20 protein-coding genes are annotated in these 21518 nt (G+C 49.7%); 11 read left to right on the top strand and 9 right to left on the bottom strand.

Features of this window, described 5'->3' with window-relative positions; genetic code table 11:
• Window positions 1-44: 44 nt before the first annotated feature.
• The 3 genes from KQY15_RS10015 (at window position 45) to KQY15_RS10005 (ending at window position 3657) form a co-directional block, all read left to right on the top strand.
• Entirely contained in the window at window positions 45-1892 is a 1848-nt protein-coding gene (locus tag KQY15_RS10015) for a bifunctional acetyl-CoA hydrolase/transferase family protein/GNAT family N-acetyltransferase (RefSeq protein ID WP_217669062.1), read from the top strand.
• Window positions 1892-2809: a histone deacetylase family protein gene (locus KQY15_RS10010; protein WP_217669061.1), complete on the top strand. Its 918-nt coding sequence runs from the start codon at window positions 1892-1894 to the stop codon at window positions 2807-2809. Before KQY15_RS10015 ends, KQY15_RS10010 begins: the two co-directional genes overlap by 1 nt.
• Window positions 2810-2958: 149 nt before the next feature.
• Window positions 2959-3657 carry an OmpW/AlkL family protein gene (locus KQY15_RS10005; protein WP_217669060.1) on the top strand — a complete coding sequence of 233 codons (699 nt, stop codon included), beginning with the start codon at window positions 2959-2961 and terminating at the stop codon, window positions 3655-3657.
• 86 nt (window positions 3658-3743) lie between these two features.
• Here KQY15_RS10005 and purL read toward each other — a convergent pair whose 3' ends face one another.
• Window positions 3744-7637, bottom strand: coding sequence for a phosphoribosylformylglycinamidine synthase (purL, locus tag KQY15_RS10000; protein WP_217669059.1), 3894 nt, complete (start codon window positions 7635-7637; stop codon window positions 3744-3746).
• 150 nt (window positions 7638-7787) lie between these two features.
• Between purL and mltF the strand changes: the two genes are divergently transcribed.
• Together mltF and KQY15_RS09990 are read left to right on the top strand one after the other, a co-directional pair.
• The gene (gene mltF / locus KQY15_RS09995; RefSeq protein ID WP_217669058.1) at window positions 7788-9239 is read left to right on the top strand and encodes a membrane-bound lytic murein transglycosylase MltF; all 1452 of its coding nucleotides are present in this window, start codon (window positions 7788-7790) and stop codon (window positions 9237-9239) included.
• 107 nt (window positions 9240-9346) lie between these two features.
• Window positions 9347-9532, top strand: a complete 186-nt coding sequence (locus tag KQY15_RS09990; protein WP_217669057.1) for a hypothetical protein — start codon at window positions 9347-9349, stop codon at window positions 9530-9532.
• Here KQY15_RS09990 and tadA read toward each other — a convergent pair.
• A complete protein-coding gene (gene tadA, locus KQY15_RS09985; RefSeq protein WP_217669056.1) occupies window positions 9480-10007 on the bottom strand; it encodes a tRNA adenosine(34) deaminase TadA in 528 nt (175 codons plus the stop codon). The genes KQY15_RS09990 and tadA overlap by 53 nt on opposite strands.
• Window positions 10008-10196: 189 nt before the next feature.
• On the opposite strand from tadA, the gene KQY15_RS09980 reads away from it, so the two are divergent.
• Together KQY15_RS09980 and KQY15_RS09975 are read left to right on the top strand one after the other, a co-directional pair.
• A complete protein-coding gene (locus KQY15_RS09980; protein ID WP_217669055.1) occupies window positions 10197-10409 on the top strand; it encodes a hypothetical protein in 213 nt (70 codons plus the stop codon).
• A gap of 223 nt (window positions 10410-10632) precedes the next feature.
• Window positions 10633-10854: a hypothetical protein gene (locus tag KQY15_RS09975; RefSeq protein WP_217669054.1), complete on the top strand. Its 222-nt coding sequence runs from the start codon at window positions 10633-10635 to the stop codon at window positions 10852-10854.
• A gap of 69 nt (window positions 10855-10923) precedes the next feature.
• Here KQY15_RS09975 and KQY15_RS09970 read toward each other — a convergent pair whose 3' ends face one another.
• Window positions 10924-11880 carry an HAAS signaling domain-containing protein gene (locus KQY15_RS09970; protein ID WP_217669053.1) on the bottom strand — a complete coding sequence of 319 codons (957 nt, stop codon included), beginning with the start codon at window positions 11878-11880 and terminating at the stop codon, window positions 10924-10926.
• Entirely contained in the window at window positions 11880-12248 is a 369-nt protein-coding gene (locus tag KQY15_RS09965) for a PadR family transcriptional regulator (RefSeq protein ID WP_217669052.1), read from the bottom strand. The genes KQY15_RS09970 and KQY15_RS09965 overlap by 1 nt, the downstream gene beginning before the upstream one ends.
• A 238-nt stretch (window positions 12249-12486) precedes the next feature.
• On the opposite strand from KQY15_RS09965, the gene KQY15_RS09960 reads away from it, so the two are divergent.
• Window positions 12487-12900 carry a YccF domain-containing protein gene (locus KQY15_RS09960; RefSeq protein WP_217669051.1) on the top strand — a complete coding sequence of 138 codons (414 nt, stop codon included), beginning with the start codon at window positions 12487-12489 and terminating at the stop codon, window positions 12898-12900.
• A 50-nt stretch (window positions 12901-12950) separates the two neighbouring features.
• Here KQY15_RS09960 and KQY15_RS09955 read toward each other — a convergent pair whose 3' ends face one another.
• The 4 genes from KQY15_RS09955 to KQY15_RS09940 form a co-directional block, all read right to left on the bottom strand.
• On the bottom strand, window positions 12951-14084 hold the full coding sequence (locus KQY15_RS09955) for an acyltransferase family protein (protein ID WP_217669050.1): 1134 nt from the start codon (window positions 14082-14084) through the stop codon (window positions 12951-12953).
• An 81-nt stretch (window positions 14085-14165) separates the two neighbouring features.
• Window positions 14166-14852 (bottom strand): ABC-2 transporter permease, encoded by a 687-nt coding sequence (locus KQY15_RS09950; RefSeq protein WP_217669049.1) that lies wholly within the window; start codon window positions 14850-14852, stop codon window positions 14166-14168.
• 11 nt (window positions 14853-14863) lie between these two features.
• Window positions 14864-15742 carry an ABC transporter ATP-binding protein gene (locus tag KQY15_RS09945; RefSeq protein WP_217669048.1) on the bottom strand — a complete coding sequence of 293 codons (879 nt, stop codon included), beginning with the start codon at window positions 15740-15742 and terminating at the stop codon, window positions 14864-14866.
• 26 nt (window positions 15743-15768) lie between these two features.
• Window positions 15769-16146, bottom strand: coding sequence for a GntR family transcriptional regulator (locus tag KQY15_RS09940; RefSeq protein WP_217669047.1), 378 nt, complete (start codon window positions 16144-16146; stop codon window positions 15769-15771).
• 178 nt (window positions 16147-16324) lie between these two features.
• Here KQY15_RS09940 and KQY15_RS09935 point away from each other — a divergent pair, with 178 nt between their 5' ends.
• A complete protein-coding gene (locus KQY15_RS09935; protein ID WP_217669046.1) occupies window positions 16325-16663 on the top strand; it encodes an MGMT family protein in 339 nt (112 codons plus the stop codon).
• Here KQY15_RS09935 and KQY15_RS09930 read toward each other — a convergent pair.
• The gene (locus KQY15_RS09930; protein ID WP_217669045.1) at window positions 16647-19394 is read right to left on the bottom strand and encodes a choice-of-anchor B family protein; all 2748 of its coding nucleotides are present in this window, start codon (window positions 19392-19394) and stop codon (window positions 16647-16649) included. The two genes, KQY15_RS09935 and KQY15_RS09930, sit on opposite strands and share 17 nt — an antisense overlap.
• Window positions 19395-19515: 121 nt before the next feature.
• On the opposite strand from KQY15_RS09930, the gene KQY15_RS09925 reads away from it, so the two are divergent.
• Window positions 19516-20277, top strand: a complete 762-nt coding sequence (locus KQY15_RS09925) for an MbnP family copper-binding protein (RefSeq protein ID WP_217669044.1) — start codon at window positions 19516-19518, stop codon at window positions 20275-20277.
• Window positions 20270-21463, top strand: coding sequence for an MbnH family di-heme enzyme (locus KQY15_RS09920; protein WP_254795631.1), 1194 nt, complete (start codon window positions 20270-20272; stop codon window positions 21461-21463). The genes KQY15_RS09925 and KQY15_RS09920 overlap by 8 nt, the downstream gene beginning before the upstream one ends.
• Window positions 21464-21518: the final 55 nt, after the last annotated feature.

Below are 21518 nucleotides of genomic sequence, written 5' to 3'. Positions count from 1 at the left end.
TGCTTTACAGTAGTAGCCAAGGTCTCTTTCGGGATAACGCGTTGATGGCTTCTGCACCGCTAAACTGGCAACAACTGCTCAAATCAGGTAACCGGATATTTATCGGTTCACACGCTGCCGTCCCCACCGCGTTAATTGACGACTTAATTAATCATGCCAGCAGCCTGCACGACATTGAAATTGTCCAGCTGGTTACCCTGGCTGACAATAAATGGGCCGAGCCGCAATATCAGCATTTATTTAAAGTGAATACCTTTTTTATCGGTGGTGAAAAAATCCGTCAGGCTGTTGCTGAAGGCCGGGCTGACTACACCCCTTGTTTTATGACCGACATTCCGGCTTTGTTTACCGACGGCGTACTGCCACTGGACGCTGCATTAATTATGGTAAGCCCGGCAGATGAACACGGCTATCATTCCCTTGGTGTCTCTGTCGATGTGGTTGCCGCTGCTGCTAAAGCGGCTAAAAAAGTCATAGCGCAGGTAAACCCGCAAATGCCGATTACCTATGGCCAGTCGTTTATTCACCGTGATGATATCGACACCTTATATTATGCCGATCAGCCACTGCCTGAGGCACAGATGCCAGAGCTGGATGCCCGTACTGAAAGGATTGGTCAGTATGTTTCACTATTGGTTGAAGACGGTGCCACTATCCAATTGGGCGTTGGTCGCATATGCGCGGCAGTTACCCGTTACTTAAGTAACCATAAAGATTTAGGCCTGCACAGTGAAATGATCACCGACGGTGTGCTCGATCTAATCAGAAAGGGGGTGATAAATAATCGTCGTAAAACCTTTCATCCTGGCAAAAGTGTGGTCAGTTTTTGTATTGGCAGCAAAACGCTGTATCAGTTTGTTGACCAGAACCCACATATTGGCTTTTACCCAAGCGAATACGTTAATTCACCGGCTAATATTGCCCGCAACGATAAAATGGTCGCGATTAACAGCGCTATTGAAGTTGATCTGACAGGCCAGGTGGTATCTGACTCTATTGGCCATCAATTTTACAGTGGTATTGGCGGTCAGGTTGACTTCAGTCGTGGTGCCTCGATGAGTAATGGCGGTAAACCGGTTATCGCCCTGCCCTCTACCGCCAAAAATGGTTCGATATCCCGGATAGTGCCGCACATCCGGCAAGGTGCAGGGGTGGTTACCAGCCGGGGCCATGTTCATTATGTGGTGACCGAATTTGGTGTGGCCTCACTGCGTGGCAAAAGTGTCCGCGAGCGGGCGCTGGAACTTATCAGAGTAGCCCACCCGAAGTTTCGCAGCCAGTTGCTCTCAGAAGTTCGAAAGTTTTACTGGGTGCCGCATTATCAGCTGCAAACCCCGGTAGAAGTCGCCGAGCTTGGCGCTGTCGGCTTTAAAGAGTTACAGATAGACGGCGAAAGCTTTGATTTACGGCCGCTAAATCCATCTGACGAGCGCCGCTTGCAGGAGTTTTTCTACTCTCATACCAAAGAAACATTACAAATGCGGTATAACACGGTACCTACTCAGATGAGCCGGGAGAAATCCTGCACCCTGGTTAGTGTTGATCAAACGAAGGATTTAGCGCTGTGTATTGTTAAACAAAAAGGCTCTGTCGTCGAAATCCAGGCAGTTGGCCGCTACTACCTGATTGCTGGTGACAACAGTTGTGAAGTGGCCTTCGTCACCAGAGAAAAACATCAGGGTAAAGGCATGGCAAAAAGGCTGCTGCAGGAAATGATCGACATTGCCGGCAGCCGTAAACTCAGCAAAATGGTGGCCTATGTCCGGGCTGAAAATAAACCGATGCTCAGTGTCTTTACCAAAGCCGGCTTTAAACGCAAAAGTTATGACGACCCGGGCGAAGTATTTCTGGAACGTGATCTTGCTGGTACAGCAGTAAAAGGAGCCGGTTAATGGCCATTACCCTATTCAGCCATGCTATATGTCGCCAGCATAATGCCGGCGATGACCACCCGGAGTGTCCGGCCCGCTTAGATGCCATTAACGATCAGTTAATCCGCTCCGGCCTCGATTATATTCTGCAACAAAAAGATGCCACTGCTGCCAGTAAAGCTGATTTATGCCGGGCCCATAGCACGCTGTATGTTAGCGAGTTATATGCCAAAGCACCCACTGAGGGCCATATCTGGCTGGATCCGGATACCCAAATGATGAACAAAACCCTGCAGGCGGCCTTGTATGCTGCCGGCAGTGGCCTTAATGCCGTAGACGAAGTTATGCAAGGCAATGATAAACAAGCTTTTTGCGCTATTCGGCCGCCAGGACATCATGCTACCCATGACCAGGCAATGGGCTTCTGCTTTTTTAATAATATTGCTGTTGCCGCTGAATATGCGCTGGACAAGTATCAGCTTGAACGAATTGCGATTGTCGACTTTGACGTACATCATGGCAACGGCACAGAAGATATTTTTAAACAGGACGCCAGAATATTGTTCTGCTCTTCGTTTGAATACCCACTGTACCCGAATACCGGCGCTGACACCGTGTCAGATCATATTATTAATCTGCCGTTGCCGGGCGGCTGCAAAGCAAGCCAGTGGCGCGCTGCTGTCAGTAGCGAGTGGCTACCGGCACTGGATGCATTTGCCCCACAACTTATTCTGGTATCCGCCGGCTTTGACGGCCATGCGGAAGATGAGATGGCGCATTTTATGCTGCGCGAAGATGACTATAATTGGCTGGCAACAGAACTAAAAACCATCGCAAACAAACATTGTCAGGGCCGGGTTGTAGCTATGTTAGAGGGCGGCTATGCTCTCAGTGCGCTGGGCCGCAGTGTGGTGGCTTTTTTAAAAGGCTTGATGTAAGCAAACCAGGCGCTTAGCTACCGTTTTATTGATGCAGAACAAAGTAAATCACTGCCAGGGGAGCCTGCTTATTTTTTTATTGATCCAGGCCAATATCCTGTTTTAGCCAGGGCGCACAATACCCACAGAACTAACCTGTGGAGCATAAAATGAAAACCGCTTTAATCGCTATTCCCCTGATCTCTTTACTAGCCGCCGCCCCGGCCTCTGCTGATTTTGCCGTTAATATCGGTGCCATTAATGTTGCGCCGGATGACAGCAGTTCAAGCTTAAACGTAATTGAACAAGTCGCTGGCCTGCCAAATGGCTCAACTGCGCTGGCAGTAGACAGCAACACCCAGCTTGGCCTGACGTTTGATTACCGGCTTAAACCAAACTGGGCCGTCCAGTTAATTGCCGCGACCCCGTTCAGCCATGACATTATGGTGAAAGGCTCGGCTATTAATGGCCTGAAAGTAGGTAAAACTAAGCACCTGCCGCCTACTTTACTGGCGCAGTATCATTTTATGCCAGAGCATCAAATATTTGATCCCTTTGTCGGAGTCGGCCTGAACTATACAATTTTCTTTGATGAGCAGATCGACAACCAGTTAAAAGACACGCTGCAAACGCTGGGTGTTACCAGCGCTGATGACAGTGTTACCTTAGAAGCCAAAAACTCGTTTGGCTTGGCACTGCAAGCCGGAGTGAATATTAAACTCAGCGAGTCCCTGGGTATACACATGATGGTGAGCAAAATGGATATCGACACCACTGGCCGGGTGCAGGTAAATGGTTCAACAGTGCAAAGCGTAAATATTAATATCGACCCGTATGTAGCCATGATTGGCTTGCGCTGGAGCTTATAATCCGTCTGGTTGCTTTTCTAACAGTCAACTTTAAGCAATTAAAAACCCTGCAACTGCAGGGTTTTTGATTACGTGTTACAGCGGTTTTAACCGAGCCAGACCCGGGCGTTACGGAACATCCGCATCCATGGGCTGTCTTCCTGCCACTCATCAGGATGCCATGAGTTGGCAACAGTGCGGAATACCCGCTCCGGGTGCGGCATCATAATACTGACCCTGCCATCGGTGGTAGTCAGTGCAGTAATACCCGCTGGCGATCCATTCGGGTTAGCCGGATATTGTTCAGTAACCTTGCCAAAGTTATCAACAAAGCGCATCGCTACGGTACCGCTGTGGTTAGCTTTCGCCAGCGCTTCACTGCTGACAAATTCGGCATGGCCTTCACCGTGTGATACCGCAATCGGCATCCGCGAGCCGGCCATGCCGCTGAAGAACAGCGACGGGCTTTGCTGAATTTCCACCAGGCTGAAACGTGCTTCGAACCGCTCCGACTTATTGCGGACAAAGTGTGGCCACAATTCAGCACCCGGGATCAGGGTTTTTAAATTCGACATCATCTGACAACCATTACAGACCCCTAACGAAAAGGTCGTTGGCCGCTCAAAAAATGCTGCAAACTGCGCCCGGGCTATGTCGTTAAACAACACTGATTTTGCCCAGCCTTCGCCGGCCCCCAGTACGTCACCATAAGAGAAACCACCACAGGCCGCTAAACCGTTAAAGTCGCTGAGTTTTACCCGGCCGGCAAGGATATCGCTCATGTGCACGTCAACTGCGCTAAAACCGGCACGGTTAAAGGCTGCGGCCATTTCCAGATGAGAGTTAACCCCCTGCTCGCGTAAAATAGCCACTTTCGGCGCGACGCCTTTAACAATATAAGGCGCTGCAACATCGTCATTCTGATCAAAACTGAGTTTTACATTAAGGCCCGGATCAGTGTCATCAGCTTTGGCGGTAAATTCCTGCAAGGCTCCGGCCGGGTTATCACGCAGTGCCTGCATTTGATAAGTGGTTTCGGCCCAGATGCAGCGTAAATGGGTGCGGCTGTCACTGAATACCTCTTTACCGGCACGGCTGAACATCAGCTTATCACTGGCACTTACCGTGCCCAGAATATGGCTGCATTCTGCCAGATTATGCTCAGCCAGAACTTGCTGCACATAAGCCAGCTCACTGTCTTGCACCTGAATAACGGCACCCGGCTCTTCGCTGAACAGCACGGCTAAATCGTCGTCTCCCAGGCTGGTAATATCGGCATTGAAACCTGCTTTACCGGCAAAGGCCATTTCGGCCAGGGTGACAAATAGGCCACCATCAGACCGGTCGTGGTATGCCAGTAGTTTCTGCTCACGCAGCAGTTGCTGTATGGCAGCGAAGAAGTTCAGTAATAAATCCGGGCTGTCTAAATCAGCCGGGGTATCACCCAACTGCTTGTATACCTGAGTTAAACAGGACGCACCGAGCCGGTTGGCACCCTGACCTAGATCAATCAGCAGCAGGCTGCTGGCGCCTTTGTCAGTGCGAAGCTGCGGGGTGACCGTTTTGCGGATATCTTCTACCCGGCCAAAGGCAGTGATCACCAGTGACATTGGTGAAGTCACCGCCTGCTCGCTGCCATTTTGCTGCCATTTGGTTTTCATCGACATCGAGTCTTTACCGACCGGGATGGTAACTTCAAGTGCCGGACATAACTCTTCGCCAATTGCTTTAACAGCAGCATATAAACCGGCATCTTCGCCCGGGTGACCGGCAGCAGACATCCAGTTAGCTGACAATTTAATCCGTTTTAAATCACCGATATCACTACAGGCAATATTGGTAATAGCTTCAGCCACTGCCAGCCTGGCTGAAGCGGCAAAGTCCAGCAACGCTACTGGTGTGCGCTCGCCCATCGCCATCGCTTCACCATGGTAGGTATCATAGCTGGCCGCAGTAATACCGCAGTTAGCTACCGGCACCTGCCAGGGGCCCACCATCTGATCGCGGGCCACCAGACCAGTTACCGTGCGATCGCCAATAGTTACCAGAAAGGTTTTCTCGGCAATAGCCGGCAGGCGCAACAAGCGCCCGGCGGCATCGGCAATGGTAATACCGGCGCGATCCAGCGGCTTGCCTGCAGCTTTTGCACTTTGCACATCACGGTGCATTTTCGGTGCCTTGCCCAGCAATACGCTCAGCGGTAAATCAATCGGGGTATTACCAAAATGTTTGTCAGTTAAAGTCAGGTGCTGTTCACTGGTAGCTTCACCAACCACAGCATACGGCGCCCGCTCGCGCTGACAAATCTGCTCAAATACCGCCATTTTTCCCGGCGGAATAGCCATCACATAGCGCTCTTGCGACTCGTTGCACCAGATTTGCAGTGGCGACATGCCCGGTTCATCATTTGGCACATTGCGTAGCTCAAACTTACCACCAACACCGCCATCGTTTACCAGCTCAGGGAAGGCATTGGATAAACCACCGGCGCCAACATCGTGAATAAAACAAATCGGGTTGTCGTCGCCCAGCTGCCAGCAGCGGTCAATCACTTCCTGACAGCGCCGTTCAATTTCCGGGTTCTCCCGCTGCACTGAGGCGAAATCCAGATCTTCTGCTGACTGACCAGACGCCATTGATGAGGCGGCACCACCACCCAGACCAATGTTCATGGCCGGGCCACCTAATACCACCAGTTTGGCACCAGGCGGTAACTCGCCTTTTTGCACGTGATCAGTTCGAATATTGCCAAGACCACCGGCGATCATAATGGGTTTATGGTAGCCGCGGATTTCCTCACCATTGTGGCTGCTGACTTTCTCTTCATAGGTCCGGAAATAGCCGTTAATGGCTGGGCGGCCAAATTCATTGTTAAATGCCGCGCCGCCCAACGGGCCTTCCAGCATAATATCCAATGCACTGACTATTCGCTCTGGCTTGCCAAAGTCAGTTTCCCATGGTTGTTCAAAACCAGGAATACGCAAATTCGACACCGAAAAACCGACCAGCCCGGCTTTAGGTTTGGAACCCACACCAGTTGCACCTTCATCACGAATTTCGCCACCAGAGCCGGTAGCGGCACCCGGATAAGGCGAAATAGCAGTAGGATGGTTATGGGTTTCCACCTTCATCAGAATATGAATATCTTCGTGGTGATAGTTGTATTCACCCGTGGCCGGTACCGGGAAAAAGCGGCCGGCGGCTGAGCCGGTCATTACTGCAGCATTATCTTTATAAGCGGATAATACGTAGTCTGGTGTCTGTTCATAGGTATTTTTTATCATTTTGAACAGCGATTTAGGCTGTGCTACGCCGTCGATAGTCCAGTCGGCGTTAAAAATCTTGTGCCGGCAATGCTCAGAGTTCGCCTGGGCAAACATATACAGTTCAATATCGTTCGGATTACGACCCAGCTGCTGAAAATTCGCAACCAGATAGTCAATCTCATCATCGGCCAGCGCCAGTCCCATTGAAATATTGGCATCAGACAGCGCCTGACGGCCACCGTTAATAATATCAACCGAACTTAACCCGGCTGGTGCAGCATGCTGAAATAATGCCGCGGCCTGACTAAGCTCAGTAAACACCACTTCCATCATCCGGTCATGCAGCAGGCCACTAACCAGCGTAACTTCGTCAGCCGTTAAATTACGACTGCTTTCAATATAATAAGCAATACCGCGCTCTAACCGTTTGATTTTTGCCAGGCCACAATTATGGGCAATATCGCTGGCTTTAGATGACCAGGGTGAAATAGTACCGGGCCGCGGAGTGACCAGTAACAGCTGACCAACCGGCTCATGGCTGGCAATCGCCGGGCCATAGGTTAGCAATTTATCCAGGGTACTTTGCTCGTCGCTGCTAAGTGCAGCGCTGGTATCAGCAAAGTGCATATACTCGGCATAAATTGTGCTAACCGGCAAGGTGCGTTCAGCACACTGCTCCAGTAACTTGGCAATTCGGAATTCGGACAGTGCAGGTGCACCACGCAGGATCAACATAGGCTAGGTTTCCGTTGGTTGAGCGTCGATGGAAGCTGATTTAAGCGCGCTATTATAAAGAAAATTGACGCTAAGTGGTATGTGAAAAAACTGACTGCTCTGCTTAAGTTTGATATAACTGTCGCCAGGGTAGTAAATTTCAGGTTATGCATGCAATTAAGAGTGCTTTTATGGCTGGTTTTTTGCCTGCTTAGCGCATGTACGCCGCTGGTGGAGCAAAGTTCGCAGCTTGACACAATATATCAGCGCAACAGTCTGCGGGTAGGCTTGTTACATGGCCCAACCAGTTACTATATCGGCGTTGACGGCCCGGCAGGTTTTGAATACGAACTGGCTCAAACTCTGGCACAACGGTTAGACGTTGAGCTGGAGTTGTTTCCCAGCTACCACCTTGATGAGTTGCTGCAAAAACTGGATACCGGCCAGGTCGACTTTATTGCCGGCGGCTTAACGTTAACGCCAGAGCGGCTAAGTCGTTACCGGGCAGCACCGGCTTATCGCTGGATCAGTGAATTGTTGGTATTTCGCCAGGGTGATGACTGGCCCCGATCACTCGACGACATAACTGAACCAATTGTCGTGATCCAGGATAGCAGTCACGCCCAGACGCTCGACCGATTAAGCAACGATTATCCCCACCTGAGCTGGCTTGAACAAAAAGATCTTGATGCCGACGACGTGCTGCAACTGGTTGTTGACGGCAGGATCCCCTACACCGTTACCGATTCAAATCAACTGGCGATTAACCGCCGTTTTTATCCTAATTTAAGCATTGGCTTTACCGTTAGCGAAAATCAGCCTGTGGCCTGGTTGTTGGCAAGCAACAATGACGATTCGTTGTTAAGCGTGTTGATAGAGTTCTTTGGCAACATTTATCAGAGCGGTGAGTTAATCACTCTGGAAGACCGCTATTTTGGCCATGTCAGTCAGTTCGATTACGTTGACACCCTGCAATATATTGATGCGATTAGCCAGACACTGCCCACTTATCAGAACCTGTTTATGCAGTACGCCGGTGAACTGGACTGGCGCTTACTGGCGGCGCTGTCATATCAGGAATCACACTGGGATCCTAAAGCGCGCAGCCCCACCGGGGTGCGGGGTCTGATGATGCTGACGTTACCCACTGCCCAGCAGATGGGCGTCAGCAGCCGGCTGGATCCCGAGCAAAGTATCAGAGGTGGTAGCCGTTATTTACACCGTTTAGTCAGCCGGATCCCTGAGCGGATTGCTATGCCTGACCGGCTGTGGTTTGCATTGGCGTCTTATAATGTTGGCTGGGGTCATGTTGAAGATGCCCGGATCCTTACCCAACAACAGGGCGCCGATCCGGATAAATGGCTTGAAGTAAAACAGCGCCTGCCGTTACTACGACAAAAGGCCGTTTATCAGCATACCCGTTATGGCTATGCCCGCGGTGATGAAGCCGTAACCTATGTTGAAAATATCCGTCGTTATTACGATACCCTGGTCTGGACCGATGAAAAACAACAAGCAGAGCAAAGGCTGGAGCAGCAGCGTCTGCGCCTGACCGAACAATTGCCAGCAACAACGGACAGTACCGGCCCCGATATACAGCTGCAACACAATATTGATCGCTGATTATAAGCGGTTTCAACTGCCCGCCCCTTGTTGTCAACTCAGCCTGGCCCTATAGTATGCGCATTAGGGCATTGCATTGGCAATGCCAGACAAGTTTCAGGTAACTTATGCTCAAACGAAAAAAACCGGCGTTAAAACGTCGTAAACTTAGCAGTTTTGCCATCAGCTCGAGCCGGCGCCGGGTAAAACGCAATACCGAATTACTGAAGTTACATCGCAGGCGGCGTAACTATCAGACCATTATGCAGGATCATCCGGGGTTGGCGGATCACTCAGGCCAGGAACAACTGTAGCAGCAGTTTGTCTGGCGGCCTTTTTTTCCTGCCGTCGCCGTTGAAAAAAAGCTGACAACCCGGCAGCGCATTGATCAGCCAGCACGCCGCCGGTGACTTCAAGCTGATGATTTAACTGCGGATGCTGTACCAGATTCATTATCGAGCCTGCCGACCCGGTTTTATAATCGCTGGCGCCAAATACCAGCCGCGCCAGCCGGCTGTGAACCAGCATACCTGCACACATACTACAGGGCTCTAACGTTACATATAACGTACAGTCTGTTAAACGGTAGTTCTGTAACAACTGGCCAGCCTGGCGCACCGCCTGCATTTCGGCATGTGCTGAAGGGTCGTTTAAGCTAATCATCTGATTATAGCCTTCAGCAATCAGCACACCATCTTTAACAATTACCGCGCCAACCGGCACTTCGCCCGCTTCTTCGGCTTTAGCTGCCAGTTGCAATGCTTGTTGCATCCAATATTGATCGGTCATAAACCCTTACAATTTATTCGATTACCTATGGTAAGTTTACCACTACTATCTGGTGATATTGACTAACCTTTTAGCTTTTATCCATTAGCTTAATTAGCCAAAATTACCTATGTTACTAATTTATATCGACAATAAAAACTGGCATTCGCATTGCTTTTAACCAGCTATTATTAAAAAAGGGAGAATATCATGGGACCATTTGAAATTGCCGCTCTAGCCATTGTTGGTGGTTTTGTTTATGCAGGCTATGAAGTCTATATGAAAACCAAAGACAATGCCGGTAAAGGTGAGCTGGAAGCACTGCAAGCAGAATTACAGCGACTGAAAGAACGGGTAAGTACCTTAGAAAGTATCGTTACAGACAAGTCATATCAGCTAAAAGATCAAATCAATAAGCTATAACAGCAATATTTTTAATACTAAAAGCTGCTGAGTTCCCGGCAGCTTTTTTATTGCCTCAGCTATTTGTAGTTTCGCCATTATTTAGTGAAAACCACTATCGCAGCTTCAAACTGCTAGAACACCCCAACACAATTTAAATATAAGCAATTGTTTTATATATAAATAAAAACATGGCATAGCTCTTGATACTTTTTTGCTATAAAGTCAAAAAGGAAATAAGCTGATGAACAAAACTATTATTATTATTTTTGCTGTCGCCCTGGGAATTTATTGTCTGCCAACCATTCTGGCTATTGTAGGCTCGGTAATAGGCATTCTGCTCGGATTGGTTGCAGCGGTATTAGCTATCGGCATTACTGCCGTTGTCACACTGGCACCGTTATTAATATTTATCTGGCTGGTATGGTGGCTGGTACGGGATAATCGTAAACAGCGCCAGTATTAATAACTGCTTACCCAACTAAAAAAACCTGTCTGGAAAATACCAGACAGGTTTTTTTACTGACTCGGGCAGTTACTTATTAAGTTTGCGCAGGCGTAAAATATCGCGAACGATCTCGTAACCAGGAATAAGGCTGGTGATCAGTAAGCCGCGTTTTATTGCTTCTTGCACGGCTTCCGGACTGAAGTATCCGCTCCAGTTAGCAGTATCAAGCTGCAACACAGGCCCCATAGTTGCCAGTAACACCAGGATAATCACAAAAGCAAGATTCACAATCAGGTTAAGCGATAGCATTGGCCGACTCCAGAGCCGGCGCTGCAACTGCCACAAACTGCTCAGCACGCCCAGCAAAATAAATGGACTGAACCACATCAGCAACTGCAGTGACTTTAAAGTGAATACTGAACTTACCGGCTCGCCTCCGGCAAACCATTGCTGCCCCAGCGGAAACCAGATTATCAGCAACAAAAAGATGTAAGTGGCTAAATCGGTAAAAACGTCACTTAAGCTGATATGCTGCCAGGCTGCGCCGACAGGCGGCAGGTCTGCCGGTTGCCACTGGTCAGCACTTTGACACTGGCCAGACCGGGTGTTCGCCGGCATCAGGGCAAACCCCAGGGTAATAGCGGTAAAACCAAATATCGCATCTTCAATAAAGCCTGAGACGATGCCAAGCACAAACGAGATTGGTCCGAAATCGCTGCCGGTTAACCAGTGGCTGGTCATAAATACTACCTGCAGTAGAAACAATACACCCAACACCATATACATCGTATATTTGTACAGCGGCATCAGGTGTGCCGGAATAAGCGGCTGGACCGGACAGAACTGACGGGCTACCTGTTGTGGCGGGCCCATATTCTTGAGAACATCAGCCACTTGCTGCTCTGAAAGCGCCGCACCTTGCTGATCGGCCAGCGCATCAAGCTGGTCCATTACGTTGGCCTGCAGTTCCCGGCCAATTTCCTGCCGTTTTTGCTCGGGTAATTCGCGTTGTACTGCAGCAATATAGCGTTTAACTAATTCCATTAGCCTTGCTCCTCTGTTTGCTTTGCTGACGCCGGTTTTTGTGGCTGTAACAGCGGCCCCAGCGCGTTATTTAGGGTGGTCCATTCGCCGGTAAGCTGCGTCAGCAGTTCAGCGCCCAGCTCAGATATCTGGTAGTAGCGCCGTTCCCGTCCTTCTCCCTGCTGCCATTCACTGTCCAGTAAGCCCTGCTCGGCCAGCCGCCGTACCAGCGGGTACAAGGTACCCTCGTCGATATCAATACCGGACTCCTGCAAGTGCCGGCGCAGCGAGTAGCCATAGTGGCGTTCGCGCAAGGCTGCCAGCACGGCCAGCACCAGTACCCCACGACGCAGTTCCAGCCGCATTTTGTCTAATTGAGCCGTTGTCATATACAGTCCCTTAACAAGGTGTGATATATACTGTGTCACGCATACTGTGTAACACACAGTAAATATACTAGGTGTCACACAGTATAAAAGCAAGTGGCCAATGGTGAGTTTTGCTAAAAAATAGCTGATTTTTAATTGCCGCCTGGCCAAGACAAATCTAACAATATGTTTTGATTGAAAAATAATGATGGCGCGATTTCTGCCTGCTAAAGATATCTTTTTAAAAAGGGCGTTAATAATGAGTGTGTTCAGACTAATATTTAATATTTTGTGGTTTGTGCTGGGTGGTTTTGTCATGGGCTTGCTATGGTGGCTGGTGGGTTTGCTGTGCTTTATCAGTATTATTGGTATTCCGTTTGGCCGCAGCTGTTTTGTGATTGGCGAAATGGCGTTCTGGCCCTTTGGTCAGGATGCAGTAAACCGGCGCTACATTAACCGCTATGATGACATTGGTACCGGTACTCTGGGCACCCTTGGCAATATTATCTGGTTTTTACTGTTTGGGATCTGGCTGGCACTGGGCCATTTAGGCCATGCTGTAGTTTGTTTTATCAGCATCATCGGTATTCCGTTTGGCATTCAGCATTTAAAACTGGCGATGCTAAGCCTGGCACCTATTGGTAAAACAGTTGTAGCCCGCCGCGCTATCTGAATAACAGAAATAACAATATATTACTAAGCAAAAGTTGGCGGCAGTAAAAGTTAGCGGCGCTGGCTACCCGCCAGCACGCTTGCCAGCCAGGTGGGCGCGACCAGAATATGGAAACCCAGCAGGCTGATAGCTAAAGTAACCCCACTGCTTACAATAAATTTTGTCCACAGTGCCAGCGGCAAATCAATCAGGATGAACTGTACAAAAAACAGCAGCGGCAAATGCACGATATACAGCCAGAAGCTAACATTTGACAGATACGCCAGAGCACGGCTATTCCAGTTCAGATAGCGTCTGGCATACAGCAAGGCGCAAAGCGTCCATAGCACCGCACTGCAACTTTCCAGCGAAGTGATAGCCAGTTTCAGCCAGCTTTGTGGTTGGCTCTGTGGCATCAGAGTGGCCGGCAATAACGCGTAATACACTGCATAGCTAACAGCACCCAGTAGCAAATAGTAATGCCGGAGCGGATCAAAACCAGCTAACAAAGCAGGCATGCTGAAACAGGCATAGCCCAGGCTAAAAAACACGCCATAAAACCACAACGCCCACAAGGCAGGGAAAATCCACTCCGGCGCCGGAAATGGCACCGTCACACTGTACAAAGCGGGCACACAGGCCAGTATTAACAACAGCACCAATGTATTTGGCTTCAGTTCAGTAATCCAGCTGAGCATCTGGCGGTTTAGCAAAATGCGGCCGCTCCAGGTTAGCAGATACAAAAACAGCAAATGGTATAAAAACCACAGATGCATAGTGCTCAGCGGCATAGCCGGCGGCTCAGCCTGATTTAGCATCGACTGGATAAAAGCTAAAAACGGCGGCTGATGCTTAACATGGGCCATGCCAAACTGTATCACCGCGCCAACAGTCAGCGTTAGCAGTGGTAAAAATAACAGCAAAGGTAAGCCTATACGCCGTAGCCGGTTTTTCCAGAACATGCTGTCACCATATTTATGCAGTAGCATGGCAGCGAAAAAGCCGGCCAGCAGAAAAAACACTGGCATCCGGAACAAATGGCTGGCCCAGGCAAATACGTCAAACAGCGGATGGTTCAGCACATCGGCACTGGGCCAAAATGGTTGAGCCATAGGGCTGTAAGCCAGAGCAGCATGGAAAAACACACCGGCCAGCATCGCCAGCGCGCGCAGATTATCCAAATAAAACAGGCGTGCAGATCCCATAACTTGCGACCCTATACCTTGTGACATAGTACTGGTTTCTTTTAGCAGCCATTACCAGACTGGCTTTATTGAAAACCGGAGTTATAAAAAGCTGGTTTTACGCTTTTGTAAGTAGGCTGTCAGTAGCAAAACGCTTAGCGTCAAAACAATACCTGCCAGCAACAAACCAAGGGTGGTGCTATTCCAACTGGCGGTTGGCGCTTCCAAAGTTTTATGCACAGCTGGCATGCGGATAATCCAGAAAATAAAGCCATTCAGTAACAGGTTGGTGATGATCATCACCGTCACCGTGTAACCCTCTGAATATGTCAAAAGTGCGGTGGCAAGATAACAGCAGTACGACAACAATATAAACACGCTAACCAGCACCACCAGCGGGATCACGCCATTGGTTACCGGCGTGCTGACAATCACCAGCAGCATACCCAACACCAGCAGCAACCAGGGTACCAGATACAGCGCCAGATTCGAGCCAAGCTTGGCCAGCGCATAGTCCTGGGAGGTAACCGGCAAACTCATCATAAAAGCCAGGGTTTGATCTTTCTTTTCATTTACCACCAGTTCAATAGCCGAACGGGCTCCAATGACAATCATCAGCGTTATCATCAGGATGGCGCCGCTATTGAACATCAGCGGTGTGGCCATGCCCATCATACCGATGACCACCACGCCTCCAAGCATATAAGCCGCCAGCGATTTTTTCACCAGTTGCCAGTCTTTTACCATCAAGCGTTTAATCATCAAGGTGTTATCCAGCGCATTAAGCATCTTACCTGCTCCTATCTGTTACGTTTGACGTTGGCGACAAAAATTTCCTCAAGCGACATCCGATGCTGCTCGATCACTTTAAAGCCAGAGTGCTGCAGCGCGACGGCAAAATTACCGCTGCTCTGATCGGTGATAACTTCTGCCAACTGGCCGCTGCGACGAATACTTACTGCACCGGGCACACTGTCCTGCGCCTGCGGCATTAGCTGACAGCGATAACGCGACCAGCTTTGCACAAAGCTTTCTTTGTCCTGCAGTGCCAGTAACTTTCCTTTGTCTAAAAAAGCAATTTGGTCCGACAGTTTTTCGATGTCATGGGTGTTGTGCGATGAGAACAACACACTGCGCTCGTCATCACGTAATATATCGGCCAGCTCGGTAAGCACTTCGTCACGGGCAACCGGATCCAGCCCGGTGGTGGGCTCATCCAGTACCAGTAATTTCGGCCGTCTGGCCAGAACCAGTAACAGACAGGCTTTCACTCGTTGGCCATGCGACAAGCCTTTCATCTTCTGATCGGCAATCAGCTCAAAACGCTGCAATAAGTCTTTGGCATAGCCGTGATCAAAATTCGGGAAAATGCTGTGAATAAAATCCATATGCCACTGCAATGTCTGATTTTTGTACAAACGCATATCATCCGAGGCAAAACCAATATCGTATTTGGCCTGAACCTGCTGAGCTGGCAGTTGATAGCCAAGCACGTCAACCTGACCGGCATCAGCTTTTACCAGCCCCATTAAAATACGGATAGTGGTAGATTTTCCGGCGCCATTTACCCCAACCAGCCCCAGCACCTGGCCTTTTGCCAGGGAAAGATTCAGGTTTTCCATCGCAAAATGCGGGTAGCGGATACTGATATTGCGCATGTCAAATGCATATTGCTGCATCGCTTTATCCTCGTTGTCGCAGCGGGTTACCCCTGCGAATCCAATTTTTGTTGTAACTGTGTCAACAGCTGTTGGTCTGTCAGTTGCATTTGTCTGGCTAGCTCCACCAACTGCTCCAGCTGCTGCATCAGTTGCTGCTGCTTGAGCTGCTGTAAATCCGGATGTGCCGATACAAAAGAGCCGCGACCGGGCTGGGTCACAATTACCCCCGAAAGCTCCAGCTCAGCGTATGCGCGTTTAACTGTGATCACACTTACCTGGGTTTTTGCCGCCAGTTCACGAATAGACGGCAACGGCATATTGGCCGGCCAATCACCCAACAGTACCTTGCTGGTGATTTGCTCGACAATTTGTTCATACATTGGCTTTTTGTCTGTTGCCGACAGAAATAAGCCATCAGTCATAAAAGTTCCCGCATCCATACCAGCCGTGTATATTCTACATGCACAGTATATACACAGATATACACAGTGCAAGTTAAATTTTCGATTTATGTTTGCGCACAAACATGGCGATAGCCGGACTGACATTACAGTGTTAATTTAATATCCGGCACAGGAATAAGTTAAAGGAAGTGACACCATGGCAGCAGATAACTACCAGCGGATTTGGCAAACGGTGTTGTTAATTCCTGCCGGCAAGGTGGCCAGCTATGGTCAGATTGCAGATTTAGCGGGTTTACCCGGCAAAGCACGTTTAGTGGGAAAAGCGTTAGGTTATGCGCCCCAAGCACTGGCCGTGCCCTGGTACAGGGTACTACGTAGTGACCGCAGCCTGGCATTTGTACCGGGCTCTGCCACTGCACTGGAGCAACGACAGCTACTGGCAGCTGAAGGCGTGATCCTGCAAAACAACCGGGTTGCCAAAACGGATTTATGGCAACCTGATCTGGCCGAGTTATTGTTTAAGTTGCAATACTAGTTGTCACTTTGCGCCTTAACGGCCATAACGGCCATAACGCCAGCAACAGAATACCAATAGACATACTGCCACCGGAAGAACCGGTCGCTGTTGGCGGCGGTGGCGGCGGGCTGGCCACAACCGTTAACGTAATGCTGGCAGTTGCGGCTGCACCTCTGGCATCAGTAGAAGTTACACTTAGCACTAACTGACTGCTACTGGCTGGGGCAATAAAATTTACTGTACTGTTATCCGCGTTTTGTAACGTTACACCAGGGCCACTTTGCTGCTGCCACTGATAGCTGATCGAATCGCCTTCCGCATCCGTTGCCACTGCGGTGAGGCTGACACTCTGGCCGGCGTTAACCTGGCGGTTTTCACCAACACTGACCACAGGTGCGCTGTTAGCATCATTATCGAGAATTGTCAGGGTAAGTTCGGCAATATCGCCGGTTACACTGCCGGCAACGCCTGTCAGCTTTAACACCGCAGTCTCATCTTCTTCCAACAGTTCATCATCTATAATTTGCAACTCAATCTGCCGCTCGCTGCTATCGCCATCGTCCCAACTAAGCTCGCCACTGGCTGCGACAATATCCTCACCAATGCCAGCCGTGCCACTTTCCAGTTGGTAAGTTACGCTGATAGCACCATCACTGCCACCTAAACGGCGCACCACCACGGCAACGGTGGTATCGGCTTCCACTACCGATAATGCAGACTCAACCAGGCTTACTACGCCAGCACGCGGTGGGTCTTCGCCAAAACGCAATCGCAGATAAGACGGGCTGCTCAAACTAGCGCCATTTGCCGGATCAAACAGCCGCACAAATAACTCACGCTCTGCGTTCAGGCCACGGTCCAGCGTAGCGATACTAAGAGTTTTATCACTGGTATCGTTAGCGGCCCAGTTTAACCTGCCGCTACTGACCTGATAATCCAGCTCCGGTTCAGCCCGGGCAGCCAGGATTTCATATGCCACGTTAATAGCCGCAGTACCGCCCGATCGCTGCACCGATATTTGTGCCACGTCGCCGGGGTTTACCCGCAGTTCGGGTTCACTGAATGACACGGTTCCTGCCAGCGGACTAACGGTATTGTCCCGAAACAGATAAAAACCACTGTTGATATCGCTGCCCAGAATAAGGCCCGACGGTAAGTACGGATATACACCCCATAAACCGTTAAATGCCGCACTGTCAGACGCCGGAAAGGTATCAAAAAAACCAGCCTGCTGCGGTGCGGTTGGATCGGTAATGTCGAGAATGGTTAAACCGCGCTGGTAGTTCGACATATAGTAACGATTACCGCGAACAAAGCCGTTGTGATCAATGGCTTTGGTAGGCCCGGTATAGGTTGCGGCCGGTACTGGTGCTGTTAAATCGGTTAAATCAAAAACACGTACTGTAGAATTTAAACCATGATTGGTTTCATCCAGCTCATCATGCACCAGCAAATATTGCTGATCTTCAGTCCACCAACCTGAATGAACATAACTGGCCAGACTATACGTGAAGTCGGCCAAAGCCAGATTGCTGGCACCGGTGATATCCCATAATTTGATATTCTGCTCATTGAAGTCAAACAACACCTGGCATGCCGGCCGGTCACACTGACTGCTGGCCCGCGGATCAGTCACCAGCATCGACGAAACATCATGACTGTAATCACTGCGGCTGGCACCGGTTTGCAGCCAGTTTGGATTGAGCTGCAATGGGTTAGCCAGGCTGTAACTGGATACCGCACCACCCTGCTGTGGCTGTCCGGCAATATGCAGGGCCGGTTGCTGACCGGTTAGGGCAGTGTTGGTAGTGTAATCGACATTACTGATGTATAGATTGTGGGCCGAACTGGCCGCACTATCTGCTGCGGCCAACCGTATACTGAATGGTAAATTGTTTAAATCTATTATCTGAATGTTATTGTTGGCTTCAGACGACACGTAAGCGTAGGCCTGCCAGCGGCCAAGATCATCATCAAAAAATTGCAATACCTTAATATCGCGCCAGGTCGTATTACTGCCTGGTATAGTACCAACCTCTACCGGACTACCTGGATCGGCCAGGTTGATTACCGCGGTTCCATTGTTCAGGCCCATTAACGCATACTCAATACCACTGTTAAGATCAGTATGCCCCCAGATATCGCTTGCTGAGCTGGGCCCGGAGCTAAGATCAGCGAGCGCCAGATGGGCGATTAAATCAATACTGTCACAATTGTAGACGCCAGCCTTTCCTGTAACACAATTTGCGCCCGGCTGGCTTTGCTGCAGGGCACTATGAGCAGCAAGCTGCTGCACGTCGATGCCAAAGCGGCCCGGGCCATCGTTAATAATCTGGAAGCCGCGCTGGTGCAGCCGGTTAACAAATTCTGCCGGCACCCCGGTTAACACTGTTTTGTTAAGCTGCGGCGCCTGCTGCAGAAAGTGATCAAAACGGTTGAATCCGCCAAGCACTGGTACAATTTCACTCAACAACAAAACGGCATCGTCGGCATTGGCAAGCTGATACTGGCCCGCTGCAACCAATACTTTATCGCCTTTGCCCGCCTGGGCTAAAGCGTAGCCTATCGTCCGGCAAGGCCGCAACACATCTGCACAACGACCACTATCACGTCCGGTTTGCGCAACAAAGCGAGCTTTGTCATGTTCAGCATGAGCCAGCACCCCGGTGCTGAACGTGCTGCCATATATAACGGCAGCGACTGTCAGCCCGACAGCACCCTTAATTTGCCAACATTTACCAAAATTCATTTTTGCTGCTCGTTATATAACGTCTGTCTTTAATTGTAGCCACAATCAGCCGCCAGTCTGTTCGATTTTCAGCTAAGTTTAGAGTATTGTTTACCGCAGTTTTACTAAATACAATCAAATTATGAACGTCGTGCCTGCCCTTATTGCCACCATAGGTTTGTTATCAGCTGTCAGCTTATTGAGTAGTTGTCAGCCCGAAGGGAAAAGCCCACGTACTAATCTATTACCGGTTAAGCTTAGCTGGCAACAGCAAGCCATCAGTTGTCACCACTCTTTTGAACTTGAGAACCAGCAGTGGCAAATCCGTAACCTTAAGTTTTATTTAAGTGATTTCAGCCTGGATCAGCATCCGTTGTCACTGGTTGCATCAACATGGCAGCAATCTCAACTGGTGCTCCTTGGTACCAACTGTCAGGGCAACAGTAACTGGCAAGTGCATTTTCAGCAGCCTCTGATATCAGGCCAGTTAAGTTTTACCCTTGGCCTGCCGTTTGCGATAAACCATCAAAACCCACTTACAGCAACTACACCGCTTAACCACGGTGATATGTTCTGGAGCTGGCAACTGGGCTATAAGTTCTTGCGTCTGGACATGCAGAGTCAGCTGCAAGGCTGGGCGTTTCATCTCGGGTCAACCGGCTGTCAGTCTGCCAGTGTATTACGTCCGCCATTAACTCCCTGCAACGCTGCCAACACCTACAGAATTACACTGCGTTATCAGCCAGGTCAGCACCTGCACCTGGATTTAGCTCAGCTTTTAAACCAGCTTGTACCCACTGTCGACAACAGCTGCATGTCTGATAATCTGCTGGCCAGCTGTCAGCTTTTATTTAATAACCTGGCGCAGCGACAAATATGGCAGATGGTCAGCACAAATGATTAATTATAAGCCGTTGCTTAAAGTGAGTTTCAGAATACTCTTTCTGACGTTGCTTTCAATTATAATTCTGTCGTCGATGTTAAAGCTTAACCGTCTGAGCAATGCCGACACTCCTGTAGCTGGCTGGCAATGGTTAATCCCTGCAGGCATGCCCGAGCCACTAGTGCCTTCCGAAAACCCAATGACGGCCGCCAAAGTGAAATTAGGCCGCTACCTGTTCTACGATACGCAACTGTCAGCAAACGGCAGCCAAAGTTGCGCCAGCTGTCATCAGCAGCAGAATGCTTTTGCTGAAGCCAGAGCGCACTCTTTCGGCAGCACAGGGCAGCAGCACCGGCGCAATGCTTTGGCGCTGGTCAATATTGCCTATAACAACACCCTTACCTGGGCACACGATGGCCTGACAAATATTGAACAACAACTGCTGATACCCCTGTTCAGTGATAACCCGGTAGAACTTGGTATTAGCGGCCATGAGACAGAGGTGTTACAGCGCCTCAAACGTAAGCCTTATCCTGAATTATTTCAGCAGGCGTTTGGCAGCACTGAGCCTGATCTGCAAAAAAGTGTGCTGGCTTTGGCCAGCTTCGTGCGAAGCCTGTTGTCTTTTCAGTCAGATTTTGATCGCTATGCTTACCAGAATGATGACGCGGCGCTGACCCCAGAGCAAATTGACGGTATGAATTTATTTTTTTCTGAGCGACTGGAATGCCATCACTGCCATGGCGGCTTTAATTTTACCCAGGCAACCAGTCATAGCCGGCAACCACTGGATTTAAGACCATTTCACAATACGGGGCTGTATTATGTGCAGACAGGCGACAACCATGCTAACGGATATCCGCAACGGGACAGGGGCCTGGCAGAAATAACCATGAACCCGGCAGACGATGGCCGTTTCAGAGCACCTACTCTGCGTAATATTACGCTGACTGCCCCCTATATGCACGATGGCAGCCTGGCTACGCTGGAGCAGGTCATTGATTTCTATGCCAGCGGTGGGCGGCTAATCAATAGCGGCCCTGATGCTGGAGATGGCAGACAACATCCTCTAAAAAGCCAGTTTGTCAAAGGCTTTGAACTGACTGACAGTGAACGTGCTGCCCTATTGGCATTTTTAAACAGTCTGACCGACCCGCAATTTATTACCAACCCGGATCACAGCAACCCATGGCGCACACCACAATAAGTTACACCAGCGATTTAATAAGGTCATTTACTTACCCACCGACACAAAAAAACCG

It is taken from the genome of Arsukibacterium indicum, from assembly GCF_019100565.1.
Taxonomy (GTDB): domain Bacteria; phylum Pseudomonadota; class Gammaproteobacteria; order Enterobacterales; family Alteromonadaceae; genus Alishewanella; species Alishewanella indicum.
The sequence above is the reverse complement of the archived record's forward strand: the minus strand, read 5'-3'. Positions and strand labels throughout refer to the sequence as shown.

Bases quoted from the DNA above. Each gene is read 5' to 3' on its own strand.
- mltF (WP_217669058.1), top strand. From the start codon at position 7,788: ATGCAATTAAGAGTGCTTTTATGGCTGGTTTTTTGCCTGCTTAGCGCA.
- KQY15_RS09950 (WP_217669049.1), bottom strand. From the start codon at position 14,852: ATGCTTAATGCGCTGGATAACACCTTGATGATTAAACGCTTGATGGTA.
- KQY15_RS09960 (WP_217669051.1), top strand. From the start codon at position 12,487: ATGAGTGTGTTCAGACTAATATTTAATATTTTGTGGTTTGTGCTGGGT.
- KQY15_RS09945 (WP_217669048.1), bottom strand. From the start codon at position 15,742: ATGCAGCAATATGCATTTGACATGCGCAATATCAGTATCCGCTACCCG.
- KQY15_RS09955 (WP_217669050.1), bottom strand. From the start codon at position 14,084: ATGGGATCTGCACGCCTGTTTTATTTGGATAATCTGCGCGCGCTGGCG.
- KQY15_RS09970 (WP_217669053.1), bottom strand. From the start codon at position 11,880: ATGGAATTAGTTAAACGCTATATTGCTGCAGTACAACGCGAATTACCC.
- KQY15_RS09965 (WP_217669052.1), bottom strand. From the start codon at position 12,248: ATGACAACGGCTCAATTAGACAAAATGCGGCTGGAACTGCGTCGTGGG.
- KQY15_RS09990 (WP_217669057.1), top strand. From the start codon at position 9,347: ATGCTCAAACGAAAAAAACCGGCGTTAAAACGTCGTAAACTTAGCAGT.
- tadA (WP_217669056.1), bottom strand. From the start codon at position 10,007: ATGACCGATCAATATTGGATGCAACAAGCATTGCAACTGGCAGCTAAA.
- KQY15_RS10010 (WP_217669061.1), top strand. From the start codon at position 1,892: ATGGCCATTACCCTATTCAGCCATGCTATATGTCGCCAGCATAATGCC.
- KQY15_RS09980 (WP_217669055.1), top strand. From the start codon at position 10,197: ATGGGACCATTTGAAATTGCCGCTCTAGCCATTGTTGGTGGTTTTGTT.
- KQY15_RS09920 (WP_254795631.1), top strand. From the start codon at position 20,270: ATGATTAATTATAAGCCGTTGCTTAAAGTGAGTTTCAGAATACTCTTT.
- KQY15_RS09975 (WP_217669054.1), top strand. From the start codon at position 10,633: ATGAACAAAACTATTATTATTATTTTTGCTGTCGCCCTGGGAATTTAT.
- KQY15_RS10015 (WP_217669062.1), top strand. From the start codon at position 45: ATGGCTTCTGCACCGCTAAACTGGCAACAACTGCTCAAATCAGGTAAC.
- KQY15_RS09930 (WP_217669045.1), bottom strand. From the start codon at position 19,394: ATGAATTTTGGTAAATGTTGGCAAATTAAGGGTGCTGTCGGGCTGACA.
- KQY15_RS09940 (WP_217669047.1), bottom strand. From the start codon at position 16,146: ATGACTGATGGCTTATTTCTGTCGGCAACAGACAAAAAGCCAATGTAT.
- purL (WP_217669059.1), bottom strand. From the start codon at position 7,637: ATGTTGATCCTGCGTGGTGCACCTGCACTGTCCGAATTCCGAATTGCC.
- KQY15_RS10005 (WP_217669060.1), top strand. From the start codon at position 2,959: ATGAAAACCGCTTTAATCGCTATTCCCCTGATCTCTTTACTAGCCGCC.
- KQY15_RS09935 (WP_217669046.1), top strand. From the start codon at position 16,325: ATGGCAGCAGATAACTACCAGCGGATTTGGCAAACGGTGTTGTTAATT.
- KQY15_RS09925 (WP_217669044.1), top strand. From the start codon at position 19,516: ATGAACGTCGTGCCTGCCCTTATTGCCACCATAGGTTTGTTATCAGCT.